The sequence below is a fragment of the Mucilaginibacter sp. L3T2-6 genome (assembly GCF_030519355.1).
In the GTDB taxonomy this organism is placed as follows: domain Bacteria; phylum Bacteroidota; class Bacteroidia; order Sphingobacteriales; family Sphingobacteriaceae; genus Mucilaginibacter.
This window is the reverse complement of the sequence record NZ_JAUMKC010000001.1, coordinates 384,543-401,329: the sequence shown is the minus strand read 5'-3', so window position 1 is coordinate 401,329 and position 16,787 is coordinate 384,543. Positions and strand designations below refer to the sequence as shown.

The following is a 16,787-nucleotide window of genomic DNA, read 5'->3' as shown; positions in this document are numbered from 1 at the left end:
AACCAGGGCAAAAACTAAGCAACAGCGTATTGACTATTTATCTTTGTGTGATGCTGCAAACGATTGTACAATGCTGAAACCGGTTTCGTCAATTGCATAAGTTAATTTATCAATTTTCGAAGTGAATACGTTGTACATGATGATCGATAAAGCTGAAGTACTGATACCCAATGCAGTGTTTACAAGTGCCTCAGAGATTGATGCAGACAGTGCAGTCTGGTTAGTTGCACCTGCGGCAGCAAGCTCGCCGAACGCCTTGATCATACCGAATACTGTACCTAACAGACCGGTTAATGTACCGATAGATACCAGTGTAGCGATGATGGTCAGGTTTTGCTCGAGCATCGGCATTTCCAACGCAGTAGCTTCTTCAATATCTTTCTGGATAGCCAGTGATTTTTGGTCGATAGTCAGGTTATCATCAACCTCCATTTCGCGGTATTTTTTTAAACCTGATTTTACCACGTTTGCAACAGAACCTTTTTGTTTGTCGCATTCAACATTAGCAGCATCGATGTTATTGGCGTTAAGCGCTTTTTGAACCCTGGTAACAAATGCGTCAACGTTACCAGTTCCTGAAGCTTTTCCGATAACCACAAACCGCTCGATAGAGAACACAATTACCATTAACAGGTACGACATAATTACAGGTACCAGTTTACCGCCTCTGTGAAACTGACCGAATATGTCATTTGTTGTTCCTTTTTCAATGTCGCCATCAGCAAAGTGGCTTGGATCGCCCAGGATAAAGATGTAAATTAAAATTGCCACCACAATACAGATTGGGATGGTTAACGTTGCAAACAAGCCCGACGATGTAGAACTTTCTTTTTTTACTGGGCTAGCTGGTTTTGTTGGTGCGTTTGCCATTACTTTTAGTTTTTAGTTTTAGTTTTTAGTTTATGAATATAAGTTTGTTAAATGCAAAATCTGAAAGCGAATAACAAAAATAGAATTTCTACGAAATAAAAAAATATTTTGTGTTATTCTTTAACAAAATTTAATTTATGCTTTATCTGGTTGCAATACTTGGTTCGCGAGCAAGGATAATCTTAATAAATTGTATTTTGAACAAATAATATTCTGCAATAAAACCTATTTTTTTTAATAATAGCAAGCGATAATGTATAAAAATTATGTTACCGACTGTTATACCTTAAATATTCCGGTAAATATACAAGGCAAAATTTAAAGCATTTCATGATACTCTGGATGCTTTGAACTAAAATTTACGTTATAATAACGCGCGCTTCAAACCTTTAGTGTCTCGTCAGCAAAATAAATCACAGCCGGCGGTTTCACCTATCGGCCAGATCGTTAAGCCGTCCATCACAGGCCCATTAAGTAGTTACTACGATGCCTGGCGCAGCATTGATGACAAGCTGCCCGCAATATGGCGCGTATTGTTCAAAATTCCTGTTAAACAATAACGCCAGGTCGTTTGCCTTTTCATCGTAAGCATCAGCGTTGTCCCAGGTATCTCTCGGGTTCAGCAGTTTCTCCGGCACATTGGGGCAACTTGTTGGCATCCGGAGGTTAAATACCGGGTGTTCCCTGTATTCAACCTTGTCCAGGTCGCCATTTAAAGCGGCTGATATCATAGCCCGGGTATATCTGAGCTTCATCCTTGTCCCGGTGCCAAAAGCTCCGCCCGTCCAGCCTGTATTTATCAGCCATACTTTAACGTTATGCTCCTTAATTTTATTGCCGAGGAGCTCAGCATATTTTACAGGGTTCAGCGGGAGGAACGCTTCGCCAAAACAAGCCGAAAAAGTGGCCTTCGGCTCAGTCACCCCGGCCTCGGTACCAGCCACCTTAGCGGTATAACCAGATATAAAGTGATACATTGCCTGTTCGGGAGTTAATTTAGATACCGGCGGCAAAATACCGAAGGCGTCGGCAGTTAAAAAGAATATGTTTTTAGGCGCGTCGCCGACTGAGGGAATAACTGCGTTATTGATATTGCAAACGGGATAAGCAACGCGTGTGTTTTCTGTTTTCCTGATGTCTGCAAAATCTACAGTTCGTGTCCCGTCAATAAAATTGATGTTTTCCAGCAGTGCGCCAAACTTAATCGCGTTAAATATCTGCGGCTCATTTTCGGCGGTAAGATCAATACATTTGGCATAACAACCGCCTTCAAAGTTAAATACGGAGTCATCGGCCCAGCCGTGCTCGTCATCCCCGATCAGACGGCGCTCCGGGTCGGCGGAAAGGGTTGTTTTACCTGTGCCTGACAGTCCGAAGAATATTGCAGTATCGCCTTTATTGCCAATATTAGCTGAACAATGCATGGATAGCACCTTATTGTAATGCGGCAAAATAAAGTTCAGCACCGAAAATATTCCTTTTTTTATCTCGCCGGTATAGCCCGTCCCCCCTATCAGTATCATTTTCCTGGTGAAATTGATAATGGAAAAATTATGCTGCCGGGTGCCGTCCGTTGCCGGGTCGGCCCTAAAACCAGGAGCGGCAATTATAGTCCATTCAGGTTTTATCGCCGCATTTGCAACATCCGGCCGTAAAAACAGGTGATAAGCAAACAGGTTCTGGTAAGCTGTTTCGCTAATTACACGAATAGCTATGCTGTATTTTTCGCTGGCGCATGCGCTGCCGTCGCGTACGAAAATATCCTTATTCGCCAGGTAGCAAGTTACCTTATATAATAAAGCGTCAAACTTTTCAGCATCAAATTTCAGGTTTACCTTTCCCCACCAAACGTTATCGCGTGTAATATCGTCTTCAACAATAAAGCGGTCTTTAGGCGAGCGGCCGGTAAATTCGCCGGTATCCACGGCAAGCGCGCCCGTATGGGCTAAAACACCCTCATTTCTCAACAAGGCCGCCTCAATCAATTCGGCTGGTGTAAGCTGGTAAAAAACGTTCGCGGCGCCATCAAGCTGCAGATAGCTCAGATCAGGCAATGTGGCAGTACTTTTTATCATGAAAAATAGAAAAAATGGTTTGCTGCAAAATTACCGGTTTAACCAATGCAGGCGAAGCCACCAACTGCCCTATTTTACATAACGTAAATAGTACACATTATATAACGCGTTGATTATTAAATAATTATTTATGAATAAATTTTTTGATCTGATACACTAAGTGTAAGACTTACAATGGTACGAAGGGATATTTTCAGGTTAAATTTACAATCATCGCAGGGCGTAGTTATAACATATCCGATAACCTATTGAGATTAATGACAAATTAACATATAATATAAAGAATGTAGCATTCCCGGGCCGGAACAAATAAAGGTGAGTAAGAGCCAGGAACCATATACTTTGAGGGCGCCTCAATTAAACGGCGAACCCCTCATGATATCTTGAGCTGCGATAATAACCACACAGGCTTTTCAAGCCCCCTCTTCCCTTGGAGAAAGGTTTAGGGTGAGGCGAGACTCCAGCTTAGTGTGTCCTTTTTTTCCTTAGGTTAACAGACATTGTATCGCATACGCCCCCGCAATGATGCTAAAGAACATAAACCTCCAAAGGTTCAAATAACCACAGGCTTCGGGCGTGTTCGATACGCCCTGCATCAAATTACCCTTCCGCTTTCTTTGCTTTAAAGCCATCAGATACCAGCATTCCCAATACCTTATCTCTAAAATCGCCCTGGATGAGTATCTCGCCATCTTTTACAGAGCCACCTACCCCACATTTAGATTTGAGCTTTTTGCCTATAGCTTCCAGATCGGCATCCGGACCAACAAAGCCGGATACCCGGGTAACCATCTTTCCTCCTCCTTTACGGTCGAGGTAAATTTTAAGATTTTGTTGCTGGGGTGGTAAAGCTTGTGTCTCTCCCTGATCGTCCCGCTGAAATTGAAAATCAGGGTCGGTGGAGTACATTATACCGGTAAATTTATGTTTTGCCATTGTTTATCAGTCTTGAGTAGTGCGTCTGAAATCGTAAGTCAGGCGCGCAAATTCAAAGTTTCGCCGAAACCGGCTAAAGACCACCGGCTTCAGCCTTAGCGCTAAACGAAATCGTTACCCGCAATAATCTTCAGCGAGCCTGGCAGCAGTTCAATCTTTGCTTCTGTGCCGCCCATATGGGGTTCGCCATCCAGGTGATACGGGCCAGGTAAAGCGCGTTTTACGTGTACCTGCCTGCCTCTTATTATCTCAACGTATCGCGACTTATCAGCTGTTTTTGCCATCATTCTCATGGCCAATTCTAAAAAGCGCCAAAGCGGGAACGGTTTTATAATGCAAACATCCAGCAAACCATCCTGTACCGAGGCATGCGGAGATACGTGGGCATCGTTACCGTATTGCGACGAGTTCGCAAAACTTAGCATAAACGCCTCCCGTTCATAATGCTTGCCATCAATTTCCAGCTGGTAAACCTGAGGTTTGTAATTGATCACCTCTTTTAGCGACATTTTGATATAAGAGATGAATCCGCGTTTTTTATTATGCGAAAATACCTCGGCAATGTGCGCATCAAACCCCATACCGGCCATATTAAAAAAAGCTTTTCCGTTTAATGTAGCCGAATCGATAGAGATCGTTTTGCCCTTTGTAAGGTTCTCGATTGCCTTAACGGTATCCATCGGGATATGCAGAAAACGCGACAACCCATTACCAGAGCCGAAGGGTACTATGCCCAGTGCCGTATCGCTCCCCACAATTGCCGACGCAATTTCGTTTACCGTGCCATCGCCGCCTACAGCTACCACCGTGCCGAACTTGCCAGCCGCTTCCTTAGCTATTTGCGTGGCATGGGCAACGCCATCGCTGAAAACTATCACAGGCTTCAGCAATTTGGCGTCCAGGTGTTTTTCGATGAGCTCCGGAACGCCGTCCTTTTTCTTCCCGCCTGATATTGGGTTTATTATAAATAACGCTTTCCGTTCCAACTATATAAATGATTAATCGGCAAAAGTAAATCTATTTTCTGCTTTGTAAAAATTGTTTTAATTTCGCCCTGGAAAGTGGACTGATTTAATTGCTTGTCCCCCTCATATTCCGCCGGTTGTTCCGGCGTCGGATACCGACCGGGACCATCGGATTGCAACCACGTAAAAAAGTGCTAATACCGTGCTCATTTTTACCTCAATCCTTTAAATCTTCTAATCTATTTCTTGGAAACAGGGTGCGCAAAACATCGCGTATCAGCTTAATATTAATCGATTAATAAAAAAATCTATGTCGTATTTATTTACTTCCGAGTCTGTATCAGAAGGACATCCGGACAAAGTTGCAGACCAGATATCGGATGCATTGATTGACCATTTCCTGGCTTTCGACCCGGAATCAAAAGTTGCCTGCGAAACACTGGTTACTACAGGCCAGGTGATTTTAGCCGGCGAAGTAAAGTCAAAGGCCTATCTGGATGTTCAGAAAATCGCCCGCGAAGTGATCAACAAAATTGGCTACACCAAAGGCGAATACATGTTCGACGGCAGCTCATGCGGCGTTCTTTCGGCTATACATGAGCAATCGCCCGACATTAACCAGGGTGTTGACCGCAAAGCCAAGGAAGAACAAGGCGCAGGCGACCAGGGCATGATGTTTGGCTACGCAACCAAAGAGACTGACAACTATATGCCACTGGCTTTGGATATTGCCCACGCATTATTAATAGAGCTGGCAGCTATCCGCCGCGAAAATACTGACATCAAATACTTGCGCCCTGATGCAAAATCGCAGGTTACGCTTGAATATGATGACAATAACCAGCCTGTGCGTATAGATGCTATAGTAATCTCAACCCAGCATGACGACTTTGACGACGAAGCATCCATGTTGGTTAAGATCAGTGAAGACATCAAGAGCATCCTTATTCCGCGCGTTAAAGCGAAATATGAAAAATACGCTCATTTCTTTGGCGATGGTATCAAATATCACATTAACCCAACCGGCAAATTTGTTATCGGCGGCCCGCATGGCGATACCGGCTTAACCGGACGTAAGATCATTGTGGATACCTATGGTGGTAAAGGTGCTCACGGTGGCGGCGCCTTCTCTGGTAAAGATCCTTCGAAGGTAGACCGCTCAGCCGCTTATGCAACCCGCCACATCGCTAAAAACCTGGTAGCTGCGGGCGTTGCCGACGAAGTACTGGTGCAGGTGTCATACGCTATCGGTGTTGCCCAGCCAATGGGTATCTATATAAACACTTATGGCACCGGCAAAGTTGGACTACACGATGGCGAGATTGCCAAAAAGGTAGAGTCTATTTTCAACATGACCCCTTATGCTATCGAGACCCGTTTGAAGCTGCGTAACCCGATATATAGCGAAACCGCTGCTTACGGTCACTTTGGCCGCACAAATGAGACGGTTACCAAAATATTCACCGGCCATGATGGTAATGAGCTAAAACGCGAAGTCGAGCTGTTTACCTGGGAAAAGCTGGATTACGTGGATAAAGTGAAAGCTGCGTTTGGCTTGTAGATTCCGGATTGACCAATTTTAAGATATGCTGATTTGAAGATTTGAGTCTTTGGATCAGCATATTTTGTTTTTAGATATATCGAAAACGCTCCCGGACCGTTGCCTGATATCCGGGCATAAGCAAAGGTTTACAGGTACTTTACAGATTTTTACTAAAAAACAGGTGTAATTAGTTGACATTCAAACACCTATACGGTTGCATGTGCTTAAAACTGTAAAGGGTCGGTAACCGGTCTATTATTGCCTACTTATTTCGTCCTTTTCGTCCTCGCAGGTTCTCTCAAAGAGGAACCTGCGTTGCAAGCTATTATGCGAAATCAAAATGACCTCAGTTTTTAGCAAGTAGGACCTACTTCCATAACGTATCGTAATTCATATCTTTATCTATGATCAGAACCCGTCACAACCTGACTGAAAAACATGGTTTATTACCTTTACTTGCATAAACTGGATTCCACTGTTCGAAATAACCAATTCTTATCAACTCATTTATAACTGGCTAAAGCTGCTCGACGAGAAATATCAGATCAAAACTTTAGCATTCGTAATAATGCCTAATCATGTACATTTTATACTGCAGCTGCCGGATTCCGTTAAAAGCCTCAACACGATAGTAGCTAATGGAAAGCGATTTATGGCTTACAATTTAGTAAATGCATTGACAAACTTAGAGCGACCAGATCTATTAACCCAATTGTCTAAGGCGTGCACTGATAAAGAAAGGGCCAGAGGACAAAAGCACAAGTTATTCGAGCCGTCATTTGATGCCAAGCCTATTTATACGCTTGCCTTCCTTAATCAAAAGTTGGATTACATTCATCATAATCCTGTAAGCGGTAAATGGAATTTATGTGATGAATACACCGATTATACTCATAGCAGCGCCGGGTTTTATCATTTAGGAACGCAACATCAATTCGTTTCAATTACGAATTATCAGGATTTTTGGGTATAACTGACTTGTGCAGCGCAGGTTCCTCTTTGAGAGAACCTGCGGAGACGAATCTCGGAGACGAATCTTGCGGAGACGAATCTCAAAGAGGAACCTGCGGAGGCGAAAAGTGTTTACTCTCCCTCCTTCTTGTCTTTCACAATCACAAATACATCCTCGTTATCTTTCTTCATCAAATATTTTTCTCGGGCGAATTTTTCGAGCTGCTGAGGATTGGAGGTTAACTCGTCCAGGTCTTTAGCTACTTTGGCGGTTTCTTTCAGGTAAAAATCGCGCTCCTGTTTCAGCTTGTTCACTTCCTGGTGGTACTGGTATTGCGAGAATAAGTCATTCTTGTCGAAGAAGATCATCCACACTACGAACGCCGCTGAAACGAGAAAATATTTATTCCTGAACAGATTTATCAAACGAACGAAACCCATACCGCTAAAATTTGAGATAAAACTATTCATTCGGGAATTGTTTTGCAAATCCCGGTTGTTAACTTTTCAACATAAGATAATGAGCGGAGTTGATCGGGTGGTTAGTTAAAAATACACGAACGAAACTAACAACTCACTTAAACAACAGCTCACCATTCTCAATTAGTCTCTCCGCTTACCGCGGTTGCCGCCATGTTTTGCATTGCCGCTCATGGCGCTGCCGGTACTGCTTTTGCCGCTTGAGCCGCGGCCCCGGTCAGAACGGCCATAGCCCCGGCCGCGCTTTTTGCCACCACCCTGGCCGGGCTTTTTCTCCGGTGCCTCGGCAGCTTTTTTGGCGGCCGCACGCTCCACATTCATCGGATAAGGGTGCGCTTCCTCAACGGGTATTTGTTTGGCAATGAGCTTATGGATATCTTTTAAATATTCCAGCTCCTCGTGGTCGCAAAACGACAGGGCAATCCCGTCTGCTCCTGCACGACCCGTACGGCCGATACGGTGTACGTAAGTCTCAGGTACATTCGGTAATTCATAATTGATAACATGGGTAAGGTCATCTATATCTATACCCCGGGCAGCGATGTCTGTTGCGATCAGCACACGGGTGGTACGGCTTTTAAAGTTATTAAGCGCACGCTGCCGTGCATTCTGCGACTTATTGCCATGGATGGCTTCAGCAGTTATACCGGCGCGGGTTAAGTCTTTTACTACCTTATCGGCGCCATGCTTGGTACGGGTAAATACCAGCACAGTTTTTATTTCCTTATCCTTTAAAATATGCGCAAGCAACGCCTTTTTATCACTTTTCTCTACATAATAAACCGCCTGCTGTATGGTATCGGCGGTCGACGACACCGGAGTAACTTCAACTTTCTCGGGTTTATACAGTATGCTATCGGCCAGTTGCTGAATTTCTTTGGGCATAGTGGCAGAGAAAAATAGCGTCTGCCTTTTGGCGGGCACTTTAGCAATAACCTTTTTCACATCGTGAACGAAACCCATATCCAGCATGCGGTCGGCTTCGTCAAGCACCAGCATCCTGATGTGGTTAAGGTGCACATAGCCCTGGTTCATTAAGTCCAGCAAACGGCCGGGTGTGGCCACCAAAATATCTACCCCGCGTTTCAGCGCATCTACCTGCGGATTTTGCGACACACCGCCAAAAATTACTGTATGTTTTAACCCTGTATGTTTACCATAGGCGGCAAAGCTTTCGTCAATCTGTATCGCCAGCTCACGGGTGGGTGTCAATATCAGGGCTTTTATGGTCTTTTGCTCTTTATGCTGAAGTCTGTCCTGGTAAAGCAGCTGCAAAATGGGTATTGCAAATGCGGCCGTCTTTCCGGTGCCGGTTTGGGCACAACCAAGCAGGTCGCGTTGTTGCAGTACAATTGGTATAGCCTGTTGTTGTATAGGTGTGGGTGTAGTATATCCTTCGGTTTTTAAGGCCCTGAGGATGGGCTCAATTAATTTTAAATCTTGAAATAACATGTAAATATCTTAATATGTTGCTAACGCGATTGCATAAGCGGGTCTGAAGAGTCGTCTGAGAAATCAAAACCGTAAGCTAACGGGTAATGCCGCAAAGATACGTTATTTAAACAAGATTAGTTGAACCGGGAGATTATAAGGATTTTGGGGTGACGGAACAGTGATATTCAAACCAGTGGTTCTTCTGCCGGCGATTCTTCGATCTCTTCTTCGTCTGTCCTCTTAAAAAATGCATAAAACAGCAGCATGAGCATACCCGCCAATATCGTCACGTCAGCCACATTAAAGATCCCCGTCTGGAAAAAGCCAAAGTTGATATGCATAAAGTCGGTTACCGAACCGTATCGAATCCTGTCATAAATATTGCCGAAACCGCCACCTACGATCAGGATAATACTCGCCAGCGTTGTGCGGTTCAGCTGGCGCGTAAGCATGAATATCAGTCCGGCTATTACGGCCAGCAAGGGCAGCAGGTTCAATACGATAAAGCGGACCGGCCCCGCCAGGGTGTTGCCTACACTTAAAAAAGCGCCGGTATTTTCTACCCGCGTAAGCGTAAAACGATCATTAAAGTAATGCGTGTATTGGTAGTACATCACATTATGCCGTACCATGATCTTCGAAACCTGGTCCAGACCGATTACAACAGCTAACAATGCAAGAATGATTATAATTCGAACGAAGCCCCTGGCTTTCATGTTTACAATGGTTAATACGACATACTAACGCCGCAATGAAGATACTATTGTTAAATTTAGTAAACAGAAGGTATAAAAATGACAAAGCGGTCTATAAAAATAGCCTGCTTTTTTTAGAGTTCAAATTCAGTATGACGGACACAAACCGCTGCGTTCAAAAGTCATACTCCCGCAAATGCAGCATGACAAAATAAAAAGCCGCCCTTATTAAAAAGGCGGCCCTGGTATTTGAAGAGTTGAAATTCGGTCAACTATCTTTTCTTAAAATATTTAAAATCTTTACCGATAAACCTTGCGCTGTCGCCCAGTTCTTCTTCAATACGCAGCAATTGGTTGTATTTTGAAACCCTGTCTGAACGCGACAATGAGCCGGTTTTGATCTGCCCGCAGTTTAAAGCTACCGCCAGGTCGGCGATGGTTGAATCTTCGGTCTCGCCTGAACGGTGGCTCATTACAGAAGTATAGCCGTTGGTTTGCGCCAAAGTAACTGCGTTAATGGTTTCTGTTAAAGAACCGATCTGGTTTACTTTTACCAGGATAGAGTTTGCAATATCCTTATCAATGCCCTGCTGCAGGCGTTTTACGTTGGTAACAAACAGGTCATCGCCAACCAACTGCACCTTGCCGCCGATTTTCTCGGTTAAAAGCTTCCAGCCATCCCAATCGTCCTCGGCCATACCGTCTTCAATCGAGATTATCGGGTATTTTCCGGCCAATTCCGCCAGGTAATCAGCTTGCTCTGCGCTGGTACGCACAGCGCCTTTAGCGCCCTCAAATTTGGTATAATCGTATTTGCCGTCTTTGTAAAACTCAGATGAAGCACAGTCAAGCGCAAGGCAAACATCCACACCTGGTTTATATCCCGCTTTTTCAATGGCTTTCAGGATGGTTTCCGCAGCATCTTCGGTACCGTCGAAAGTTGGTGCGAAACCGCCTTCGTCGCCTACGGTAGTGGTCAGGCCACGGTCGTGCAAAATCTTTTTCAGGTTATGGAATACCTCGGTTCCCCAACGCAAAGCCTCAGAAAATGAAGATGCGCCAACCGGCATGATCATAAACTCCTGGAACGCAATAGGCGCATCAGAATGTGAGCCGCCATTAATGATGTTCATCATCGGTATTGGCAAAGTATTCGCATTAACGCCACCAACATACCGGTAAAGCGGCTGACGGCTTTCCTGCGCAGCGGCTTTGGCAACAGCCAGCGAAACACCAAGAATAGCATTTGCACCCAGCTTACCTTTATTTTCGGTGCCGTCCATTTCTATCATCAGTTGGTCAATAGAATTCTGCTCAAATACGTCTATGCCCTGCAGTTCCTTAGCAATAACGTCATTAACATTGGCAACCGCCTTTAAAACGCCTTTGCCCATATATACAGCTTTGTCGCCGTCGCGAAGCTCAACCGCCTCGTGTACACCTGTTGAGGCGCCAGACGGAACAGCAGCGCGGCCTAAAGCGCCATTTTCAGTTAAAACATCTACTTCAATTGTAGGATTACCGCGCGAGTCGAGGATCTGGCGGGCATGAACATCGATAATTAAGCTCATTTGATAGGTAATTAGTTAACAAACCACATAGTGTACATTGTACACAATTATGCATCAGCCTTCAAATATACACTTTCCAATAAATTTATTAAGGATTTCGCCGATTATTTAATGATTTCACCGATTGCTAATAATAATTTAACATGGATTGGAAATAAAAGTGTAGCGCTGATGGTGCAGGTGACGCTAATAATTAACGGCCGCCTTTACTAATAACCGCTGCACATCCGCCCTACTCCCATTTAAACGTCTTCACCGCAATAGCATAAATCACTATAAACCAAATCCCCAATATTAACAATTGATGACTTACATCAGCGATGCCCGCGCCTTCAAAAGCTACTTTACGCATAGCGTCATTCAGGTAGGTAAGCGGCAATATTTTACTGATGATCTGCAGCCAGGCCGGGAATGCCGTGGTTGAAAAAAATGTGCCCGATAACAGGAACTGGGGCAACGTAACAATATTAGACAACGGCGGTACGGTGCTCTCGTTTTTGGCTATACCCGAGATGGTAAAACCAAACCCCATAAAAATGATAAGCCCCAATGCCGACAGCACCAGCATATTAACTACCGTAGTCACCCCGTGAATCAGGGTAAAACCAAACACATAATGACCTATCAGTATCAGGATCAGTGCGCCCAGCAATGCAAAAGTTAAGCGGGCAAGCGCCTCGCCCAGCACAATGCTGTATTTTCTAACAGGTGTAGCAAAAAAGCGTTTAATAACCAATGTGAGCCTTAAGCTTAAAAAAACGAAGGCGGTACCAAACACCCCGCTGCCCATCAGCGAAAAGCCAAGCATGCCGGGCAATATAAAATCGATGTATTTGTATTCGCGGCCGGTAATGGTGGTTTCGCTTACCGTAACCAGGGACGGCTCGTTGCCATTCTTCATCACATTAATTTTATTGGTGATGTTATCAAGTACCGAGCGTAAAATTCCGCCTTTATTGGAGGCTTTGGTGTATTTCACATTAACGGTAGCCAGCGGTCCCTGCGAAGCGGCCGCCGGGTTAAACGTACCGTTGGCCTTTATATCGATAATCGCATCAACAGCGCCTTTTGACAGGTCTTTTTCCATATCCGCTGCCGATTTATCCTTAATCAGGTTAACCATCTTTATCGATTGCAACGCTTTATAGACAGGATTGATGGTATCGCAGCCCTTTGCAACTGCCACGTCTACCGTTACCGGGCTTCCGCCAAGGTTGGCAAACACAATAATAAATATCAGCGGAAAGGCCAATGTAAATACTACGGCCGAAGGGCTGCGTAATATCGAGCGAAAGCTGGCTTTAGCGATCGCCAGGGTTGCATTAAAATTGCTGTATTTCTTTTTGGGGTTCATTAGTTCAATAGTTCATTTGGTGCATTTTCCGTAAGGGCATTACTGTCAACTGCCTAACCGGCATTGCCAACTTTGTCTTAACCTTCCCGCCACTCCTTACCGGTCATGTCTATAAATACGTCTTCCAGGTTAGCCAGCTTTACTTGTTTTTTTCGTTCGAAGCCGGACGCTACCAGGTTATCAATAAAGTTATTGGGTGTATCTATGCCAATGATACGGCCGCCGTCCACAAAGGCTACGCGGTCGCACAATTCTTCGGCTTCGTCCATGTAATGTGTGGTAATCACTACGGTAGTGCCGCTGTCGCGTATCTCGCGGATTAAATCCCATAAATTGCGCCGGGCCTGCGGGTCGAGGCCGGTTGTCGGTTCGTCGAGAAATATAATGCGCGGGTTATTGATCAGGGTGGTAGCTATCGAAAAGCGTTGTTTTTGGCCGCCGGAAAGGTCCTTGTATTTGGCTTTGGCCTTTTCAGTAAGGGCTACTTTTTCCAGCATTTCAGCCGGCGACTTCTCTATCCCGTAAAGCCCTGAAAACAGGTTTATCAGTTCAGATAAATTCAAATTGGGGTAATAACCTGCAGCCTGCAGCTGAACACCGATGATCTGTTTAATACTGTCGGCATCGGTATCGATGTTAAAGCCGTCTACCGTTATTTCGCCGCTTGTTTTGTCGCGCAGGGTTTCTATTATTTCGAGAGTTGTAGTTTTACCGGCGCCGTTCGGACCAAGCAGTCCGAATATTTCGCCCTCGTAAACTTCAAAGCTTATGCCTTTTACCGCTTTAAAATCACCATAGTTCTTCACCAGGTTATTTACGGTAATGATGGGTTTTTCTGACATGGTTCAAAAATGCAACGGATTAATGAAATATCAATGAGTTTTTAAGTTTGTGGCTTAAATATTACAGCAAGCAACATAAATAATCAATTTCATCATTGAATTTCCAACCCGAACAGTAATGACGAGGTTGCTGTTTTAATTTACTTACCGCCCTTCTTCAGCTCACTTTCCGATTTCAGCACCTTATTGCCGTCCTTCTGTTCAATTTCAAAGGCTGGTTCTTCTTTGCTGGCATTGCGCTTAACTTTAGCGCGCTTTATGTTTTTGGCAACCGGCTCATCGTGCTTCTTAACGATTTTTCCTTCCGCCTTTGATGCGCCCCATTTCCAGTTTACCGTATCTCCCTTTTTCATAATGTTTTGTGCTGATGTGCTATAACAACAACAACACAAAACACTTATTGATTTTCAGAGATAATAATAACCGTTTGATGGTGTCCCTGACTTAGGTTGCAGGACTACCGGCTAACTTACCAGGTGCCCGATAGAATGAAGTACCGTACCGATGTGTTCGGCGGCTTTTACGGCCAGATGTAAAAGTTGAATTGCGAGAAGCGTTTTCATAAAAAGGATTGATTTGATGGACGCAAATTTGGTTACGGATTGAACTTTTGCCTACGGATATTAGGCGAATGGCATCAAAATGTCGGTGAATAGATTGCCCCCGTCGCCGAACAATATGGAAATTATCGGTGAGGTATTTCTGCGTTTCCGCACGGATTTATATCTTTAACTAATTGTCAACCCATAAAATTTAATCACAATTTAAAACCCGGATATGAAAGCTTTACTTATCCTTTCTGCAGCAGCGGTAATTTTATCGTCCTGCCATGTATCTGTTAAGAAAACAATCGGCGATGCCGGCTCGTCATCCACAAAAACTTATACCGTACCCGACGACAGCGCCATTACAAAAGCAGTTGCGGATGCTTATGCGGCCATCAGCTTTAAGGAAGGTGAAAAGCCGAGATATGACGGGATAAAAAATTATTTCATTCCCGAAACACAGTTTATAAACTTTCGTACAGATACGGCGCAGATCATCAGCCTGAACCAGTTTGCAGGGGTATTTAAGAACTTTATCGAAACCTCAAAAACGCACATGTTTTATGAGGAAGAATTATTCGGCCGCACGGAACAATTCGGTAAAATTGCGCACCGCATCAGTACCTATGTAACCTATTTAAATACCCGGGATAAACCCGCCGAGCGCGGCGTTAACAGTTTCCAGCTGATAAAAACACCTAAAGGCTGGCGGGTAACCAGTATTATATGGGATGTAGAAAAACCGTCGCTTAAAATACCGGATTACTATCTAAAGAAGTAAACCAGCGCCGCAGTGGCATGGCTGATCTTTCAACCTGGTAAACACCGGACGAAAATCAGCCGGATTTGACATGCCGTTTCAGCTTTCCGATTTCACTATTTTAGCTGATTCCTCAATTTGCAGATGGACAAAATCCTTTTAGCCCGTAACAAAAACATCCCTAAAAACGGGCATAATGCGTTTTGCCCGTAACATAAAAGTTGCTAAAAACGGGCAAAAGCCGTTTTGCCTGTCTACAAAAATATCCAAAAAACGGGCAAAACGCGTTTTGCCCGTTGCGTCATTTTTTGAGCTTTATCAGTTCAAAAACAGCCTTTACTTACTGTAAAAGCAATTTTTAAAATTGCAGATACGCAAACCATTAACCTTAGCATGTCAAAAAACACAAAATTGAGACTTAGTAAAAATTTGTGATGATAACCCGCCTGATCACTTATCGCAGAACACGGCCAAAAAGACGGGCTGAAACTATATACAAATATACGAAACATCGCTAATATTTTTAGCAACAGAATTAAAGATATTTAAAAGTCTTCTACCTGTGCTTGCCGGTGGCTATACCGTTAAACAAGGGAACAATGGCTCAAAAAAGATGCAAAAGGTTTACAGGGTGAGTAAGACAAATCCATGAAGGTATCAGCATACCATCGACATCATTTCAGCAACCCGCCGGATTATTAAAAACAAAGCCTGTTTGATTGAATAGATTTCAGTTTTGTTTTTGTGATTGCCAATATCGCAGCATAAAAAATTACAAACATGAAAATCAGGCTATTTATATGCGCAGCATTCTTGACATCAGTTGCAGTCAACCAGGCAGACTGTCAAACCCCAAAAACAAAACCGCTCAAAAAAAACACCGGTAAACAAATGTTCTTTACACCCAATCTTACCAAAGGCCAAAAACTGGCTAATATTTATTCCCGGGCTATTGCCTACAGTGGTGATGATTTTACAACCGTGGTGTTCAGGGTAAGCGGCTCAAGCACCTATGAGGTTATCGATAATAACCCCGCTAAACCCAGCTTTAAAGAAACTGACCTGTATGACGGCAGGCCGGCCAGCACAGGGGTCTCCATTATCGGCTTGGACGGTAAAGGCAGTTATGGCAAGCAGTCATTCACCAACACCAGTGCCAGCGGATTGTTATTCAGCAGCCTGATATGGGGTAATCCGCCGGCCAATTTGAAGGAGGGCGATACATGGCAAGCCGATATTGCTCAGCCATGGGAACTCGGCGGCGCGGGTAAACAAACAGTAAAGGTTATTGCTATCGATGCAAAACACAACACTATTACACTGCTTCGCGAAGGGATCAGCGAAAGCTTTTACGATGGCGACCGGAAACAGGTAGAGGTAATTACCAAAGACAATAAAAAGGTAAAGATGGACCTTACACCCGGTACTTCGCATTGGTCGGGATACACTACATTTAAAGATGGCGTAGTAATGGCAGATGAGTTGCTGGTAACACGCCCCATCAGCCTGGCGTCCGACAGCCTGCACTTCTCCGGCAATCAGCGGGAATATATCCTGTTGAATGCAATGCCGGCGGAGAAATAACAAATGTCCATCCGTCAGAATTTGAAATTTTTGAAATCAAAATCCCCCTAAGCCCTCAAAGGGTCCCACCCGGCAGCGATGGGCATCGCCCATCGCTATATAAAACGCTTCTTCCGTACAAAACCATTTTGTATTTTTCCCAACAAAATAACCTATTTTCAGTTCTTGAAACTGTAAATACC

General features: G+C 44.2%; 15 protein-coding genes. 4 read left to right on the top strand and 11 right to left on the bottom strand.

Translation table 11 applies throughout. The annotated features are described in order from the left end of the window. Window positions 1-33: 33 nt before the first annotated feature. The 4 genes from Q3W13_RS01830 to Q3W13_RS01815 form a co-directional block, all read right to left on the bottom strand. Complete coding sequence (locus Q3W13_RS01830) at window positions 34-870, bottom strand: MotA/TolQ/ExbB proton channel family protein (protein ID WP_302860872.1); 837 nt, start codon at window positions 868-870, stop codon at window positions 34-36. Between the two features lie 470 nt (window positions 871-1,340). After that, window positions 1,341-2,945, bottom strand: a complete 1,605-nt coding sequence (gene pckA, locus Q3W13_RS01825) for a phosphoenolpyruvate carboxykinase (ATP) (RefSeq protein ID WP_302860871.1) — start codon at window positions 2,943-2,945, stop codon at window positions 1,341-1,343. 600 nt (window positions 2,946-3,545) lie between these two features. Further along, the gene (locus tag Q3W13_RS01820) at window positions 3,546-3,881 is read right to left on the bottom strand and encodes a translation initiation factor (RefSeq protein WP_302860869.1); all 336 of its coding nucleotides are present in this window, start codon (window positions 3,879-3,881) and stop codon (window positions 3,546-3,548) included. A gap of 101 nt (window positions 3,882-3,982) precedes the next feature. Then, window positions 3,983-4,867: a diacylglycerol kinase family protein gene (locus Q3W13_RS01815; RefSeq protein ID WP_302860867.1), complete on the bottom strand. Its 885-nt coding sequence runs from the start codon at window positions 4,865-4,867 to the stop codon at window positions 3,983-3,985. A gap of 289 nt (window positions 4,868-5,156) precedes the next feature. Here Q3W13_RS01815 and metK point away from each other — a divergent pair, with 289 nt between their 5' ends. Both metK and Q3W13_RS01805 read left to right on the top strand, forming a co-directional pair. Beyond that, window positions 5,157-6,407 carry a methionine adenosyltransferase gene (gene metK, locus Q3W13_RS01810; RefSeq protein WP_302860863.1) on the top strand — a complete coding sequence of 417 codons (1,251 nt, stop codon included), beginning with the start codon at window positions 5,157-5,159 and terminating at the stop codon, window positions 6,405-6,407. Between the two features lie 427 nt (window positions 6,408-6,834). Beyond that, window positions 6,835-7,362 carry a transposase gene (locus Q3W13_RS01805; protein ID WP_317567060.1) on the top strand — a complete coding sequence of 176 codons (528 nt, stop codon included), beginning with the start codon at window positions 6,835-6,837 and terminating at the stop codon, window positions 7,360-7,362. 110 nt (window positions 7,363-7,472) lie between these two features. On the opposite strand, the gene Q3W13_RS01800 is transcribed toward Q3W13_RS01805, so the two are convergent. From Q3W13_RS01800 to Q3W13_RS01770, 7 genes are all read right to left on the bottom strand, one after another. Then, window positions 7,473-7,811 (bottom strand): septum formation initiator family protein, encoded by a 339-nt coding sequence (locus Q3W13_RS01800; RefSeq protein WP_302860862.1) that lies wholly within the window; start codon window positions 7,809-7,811, stop codon window positions 7,473-7,475. 132 nt (window positions 7,812-7,943) lie between these two features. After that, window positions 7,944-9,272, bottom strand: coding sequence for a DEAD/DEAH box helicase (locus tag Q3W13_RS01795; protein WP_302860861.1), 1,329 nt, complete (start codon window positions 9,270-9,272; stop codon window positions 7,944-7,946). A 167-nt stretch (window positions 9,273-9,439) separates the two neighbouring features. Further along, window positions 9,440-9,970, bottom strand: a complete 531-nt coding sequence (gene lspA, locus Q3W13_RS01790) for a signal peptidase II (RefSeq protein ID WP_302860860.1) — start codon at window positions 9,968-9,970, stop codon at window positions 9,440-9,442. Between the two features lie 251 nt (window positions 9,971-10,221). Then, window positions 10,222-11,520, bottom strand: coding sequence for a phosphopyruvate hydratase (eno, locus tag Q3W13_RS01785; protein WP_302860859.1), 1,299 nt, complete (start codon window positions 11,518-11,520; stop codon window positions 10,222-10,224). Between the two features lie 232 nt (window positions 11,521-11,752). Continuing rightward, the gene (locus tag Q3W13_RS01780) at window positions 11,753-12,874 is read right to left on the bottom strand and encodes an ABC transporter permease (protein ID WP_302860858.1); all 1,122 of its coding nucleotides are present in this window, start codon (window positions 12,872-12,874) and stop codon (window positions 11,753-11,755) included. A 77-nt stretch (window positions 12,875-12,951) separates the two neighbouring features. After that, complete coding sequence (locus Q3W13_RS01775) at window positions 12,952-13,716, bottom strand: ABC transporter ATP-binding protein (RefSeq protein ID WP_302860857.1); 765 nt, start codon at window positions 13,714-13,716, stop codon at window positions 12,952-12,954. A 140-nt stretch (window positions 13,717-13,856) separates the two neighbouring features. After that, window positions 13,857-14,069, bottom strand: a complete 213-nt coding sequence (locus Q3W13_RS01770) for a DUF2945 domain-containing protein (protein ID WP_302860855.1) — start codon at window positions 14,067-14,069, stop codon at window positions 13,857-13,859. A 424-nt stretch (window positions 14,070-14,493) separates the two neighbouring features. On the opposite strand from Q3W13_RS01770, the gene Q3W13_RS01765 reads away from it, so the two are divergent. Both Q3W13_RS01765 and Q3W13_RS01760 read left to right on the top strand, forming a co-directional pair. Continuing rightward, entirely contained in the window at window positions 14,494-15,042 is a 549-nt protein-coding gene (locus Q3W13_RS01765; protein ID WP_302860854.1) for a hypothetical protein, read from the top strand. Between the two features lie 759 nt (window positions 15,043-15,801). Further along, window positions 15,802-16,605 (top strand): hypothetical protein, encoded by an 804-nt coding sequence (locus Q3W13_RS01760; protein WP_302860853.1) that lies wholly within the window; start codon window positions 15,802-15,804, stop codon window positions 16,603-16,605. Window positions 16,606-16,787 lie beyond the last annotated feature (182 nt).

Coding starts and splice junctions, on each gene's coding strand:
- Q3W13_RS01830 (WP_302860872.1), bottom strand. CDS start 870: ATGGCAAACGCACCAACAAAACCAGCTAGCCCAGTAAAAAAAGAAAGT.
- pckA (WP_302860871.1), bottom strand. CDS start 2,945: ATGATAAAAAGTACTGCCACATTGCCTGATCTGAGCTATCTGCAGCTT.
- Q3W13_RS01820 (WP_302860869.1), bottom strand. CDS start 3,881: ATGGCAAAACATAAATTTACCGGTATAATGTACTCCACCGACCCTGAT.
- metK (WP_302860863.1), top strand. CDS start 5,157: ATGTCGTATTTATTTACTTCCGAGTCTGTATCAGAAGGACATCCGGAC.
- Q3W13_RS01800 (WP_302860862.1), bottom strand. CDS start 7,811: ATGAATAGTTTTATCTCAAATTTTAGCGGTATGGGTTTCGTTCGTTTG.
- Q3W13_RS01795 (WP_302860861.1), bottom strand. CDS start 9,272: ATGTTATTTCAAGATTTAAAATTAATTGAGCCCATCCTCAGGGCCTTA.
- lspA (WP_302860860.1), bottom strand. CDS start 9,970: ATGAAAGCCAGGGGCTTCGTTCGAATTATAATCATTCTTGCATTGTTA.
- eno (WP_302860859.1), bottom strand. CDS start 11,520: ATGAGCTTAATTATCGATGTTCATGCCCGCCAGATCCTCGACTCGCGC.
- Q3W13_RS01780 (WP_302860858.1), bottom strand. CDS start 12,874: ATGAACCCCAAAAAGAAATACAGCAATTTTAATGCAACCCTGGCGATC.
- Q3W13_RS01775 (WP_302860857.1), bottom strand. CDS start 13,716: ATGTCAGAAAAACCCATCATTACCGTAAATAACCTGGTGAAGAACTAT.
- Q3W13_RS01770 (WP_302860855.1), bottom strand. CDS start 14,069: ATGAAAAAGGGAGATACGGTAAACTGGAAATGGGGCGCATCAAAGGCG.
- Q3W13_RS01765 (WP_302860854.1), top strand. CDS start 14,494: ATGAAAGCTTTACTTATCCTTTCTGCAGCAGCGGTAATTTTATCGTCC.
- Q3W13_RS01760 (WP_302860853.1), top strand. CDS start 15,802: ATGAAAATCAGGCTATTTATATGCGCAGCATTCTTGACATCAGTTGCA.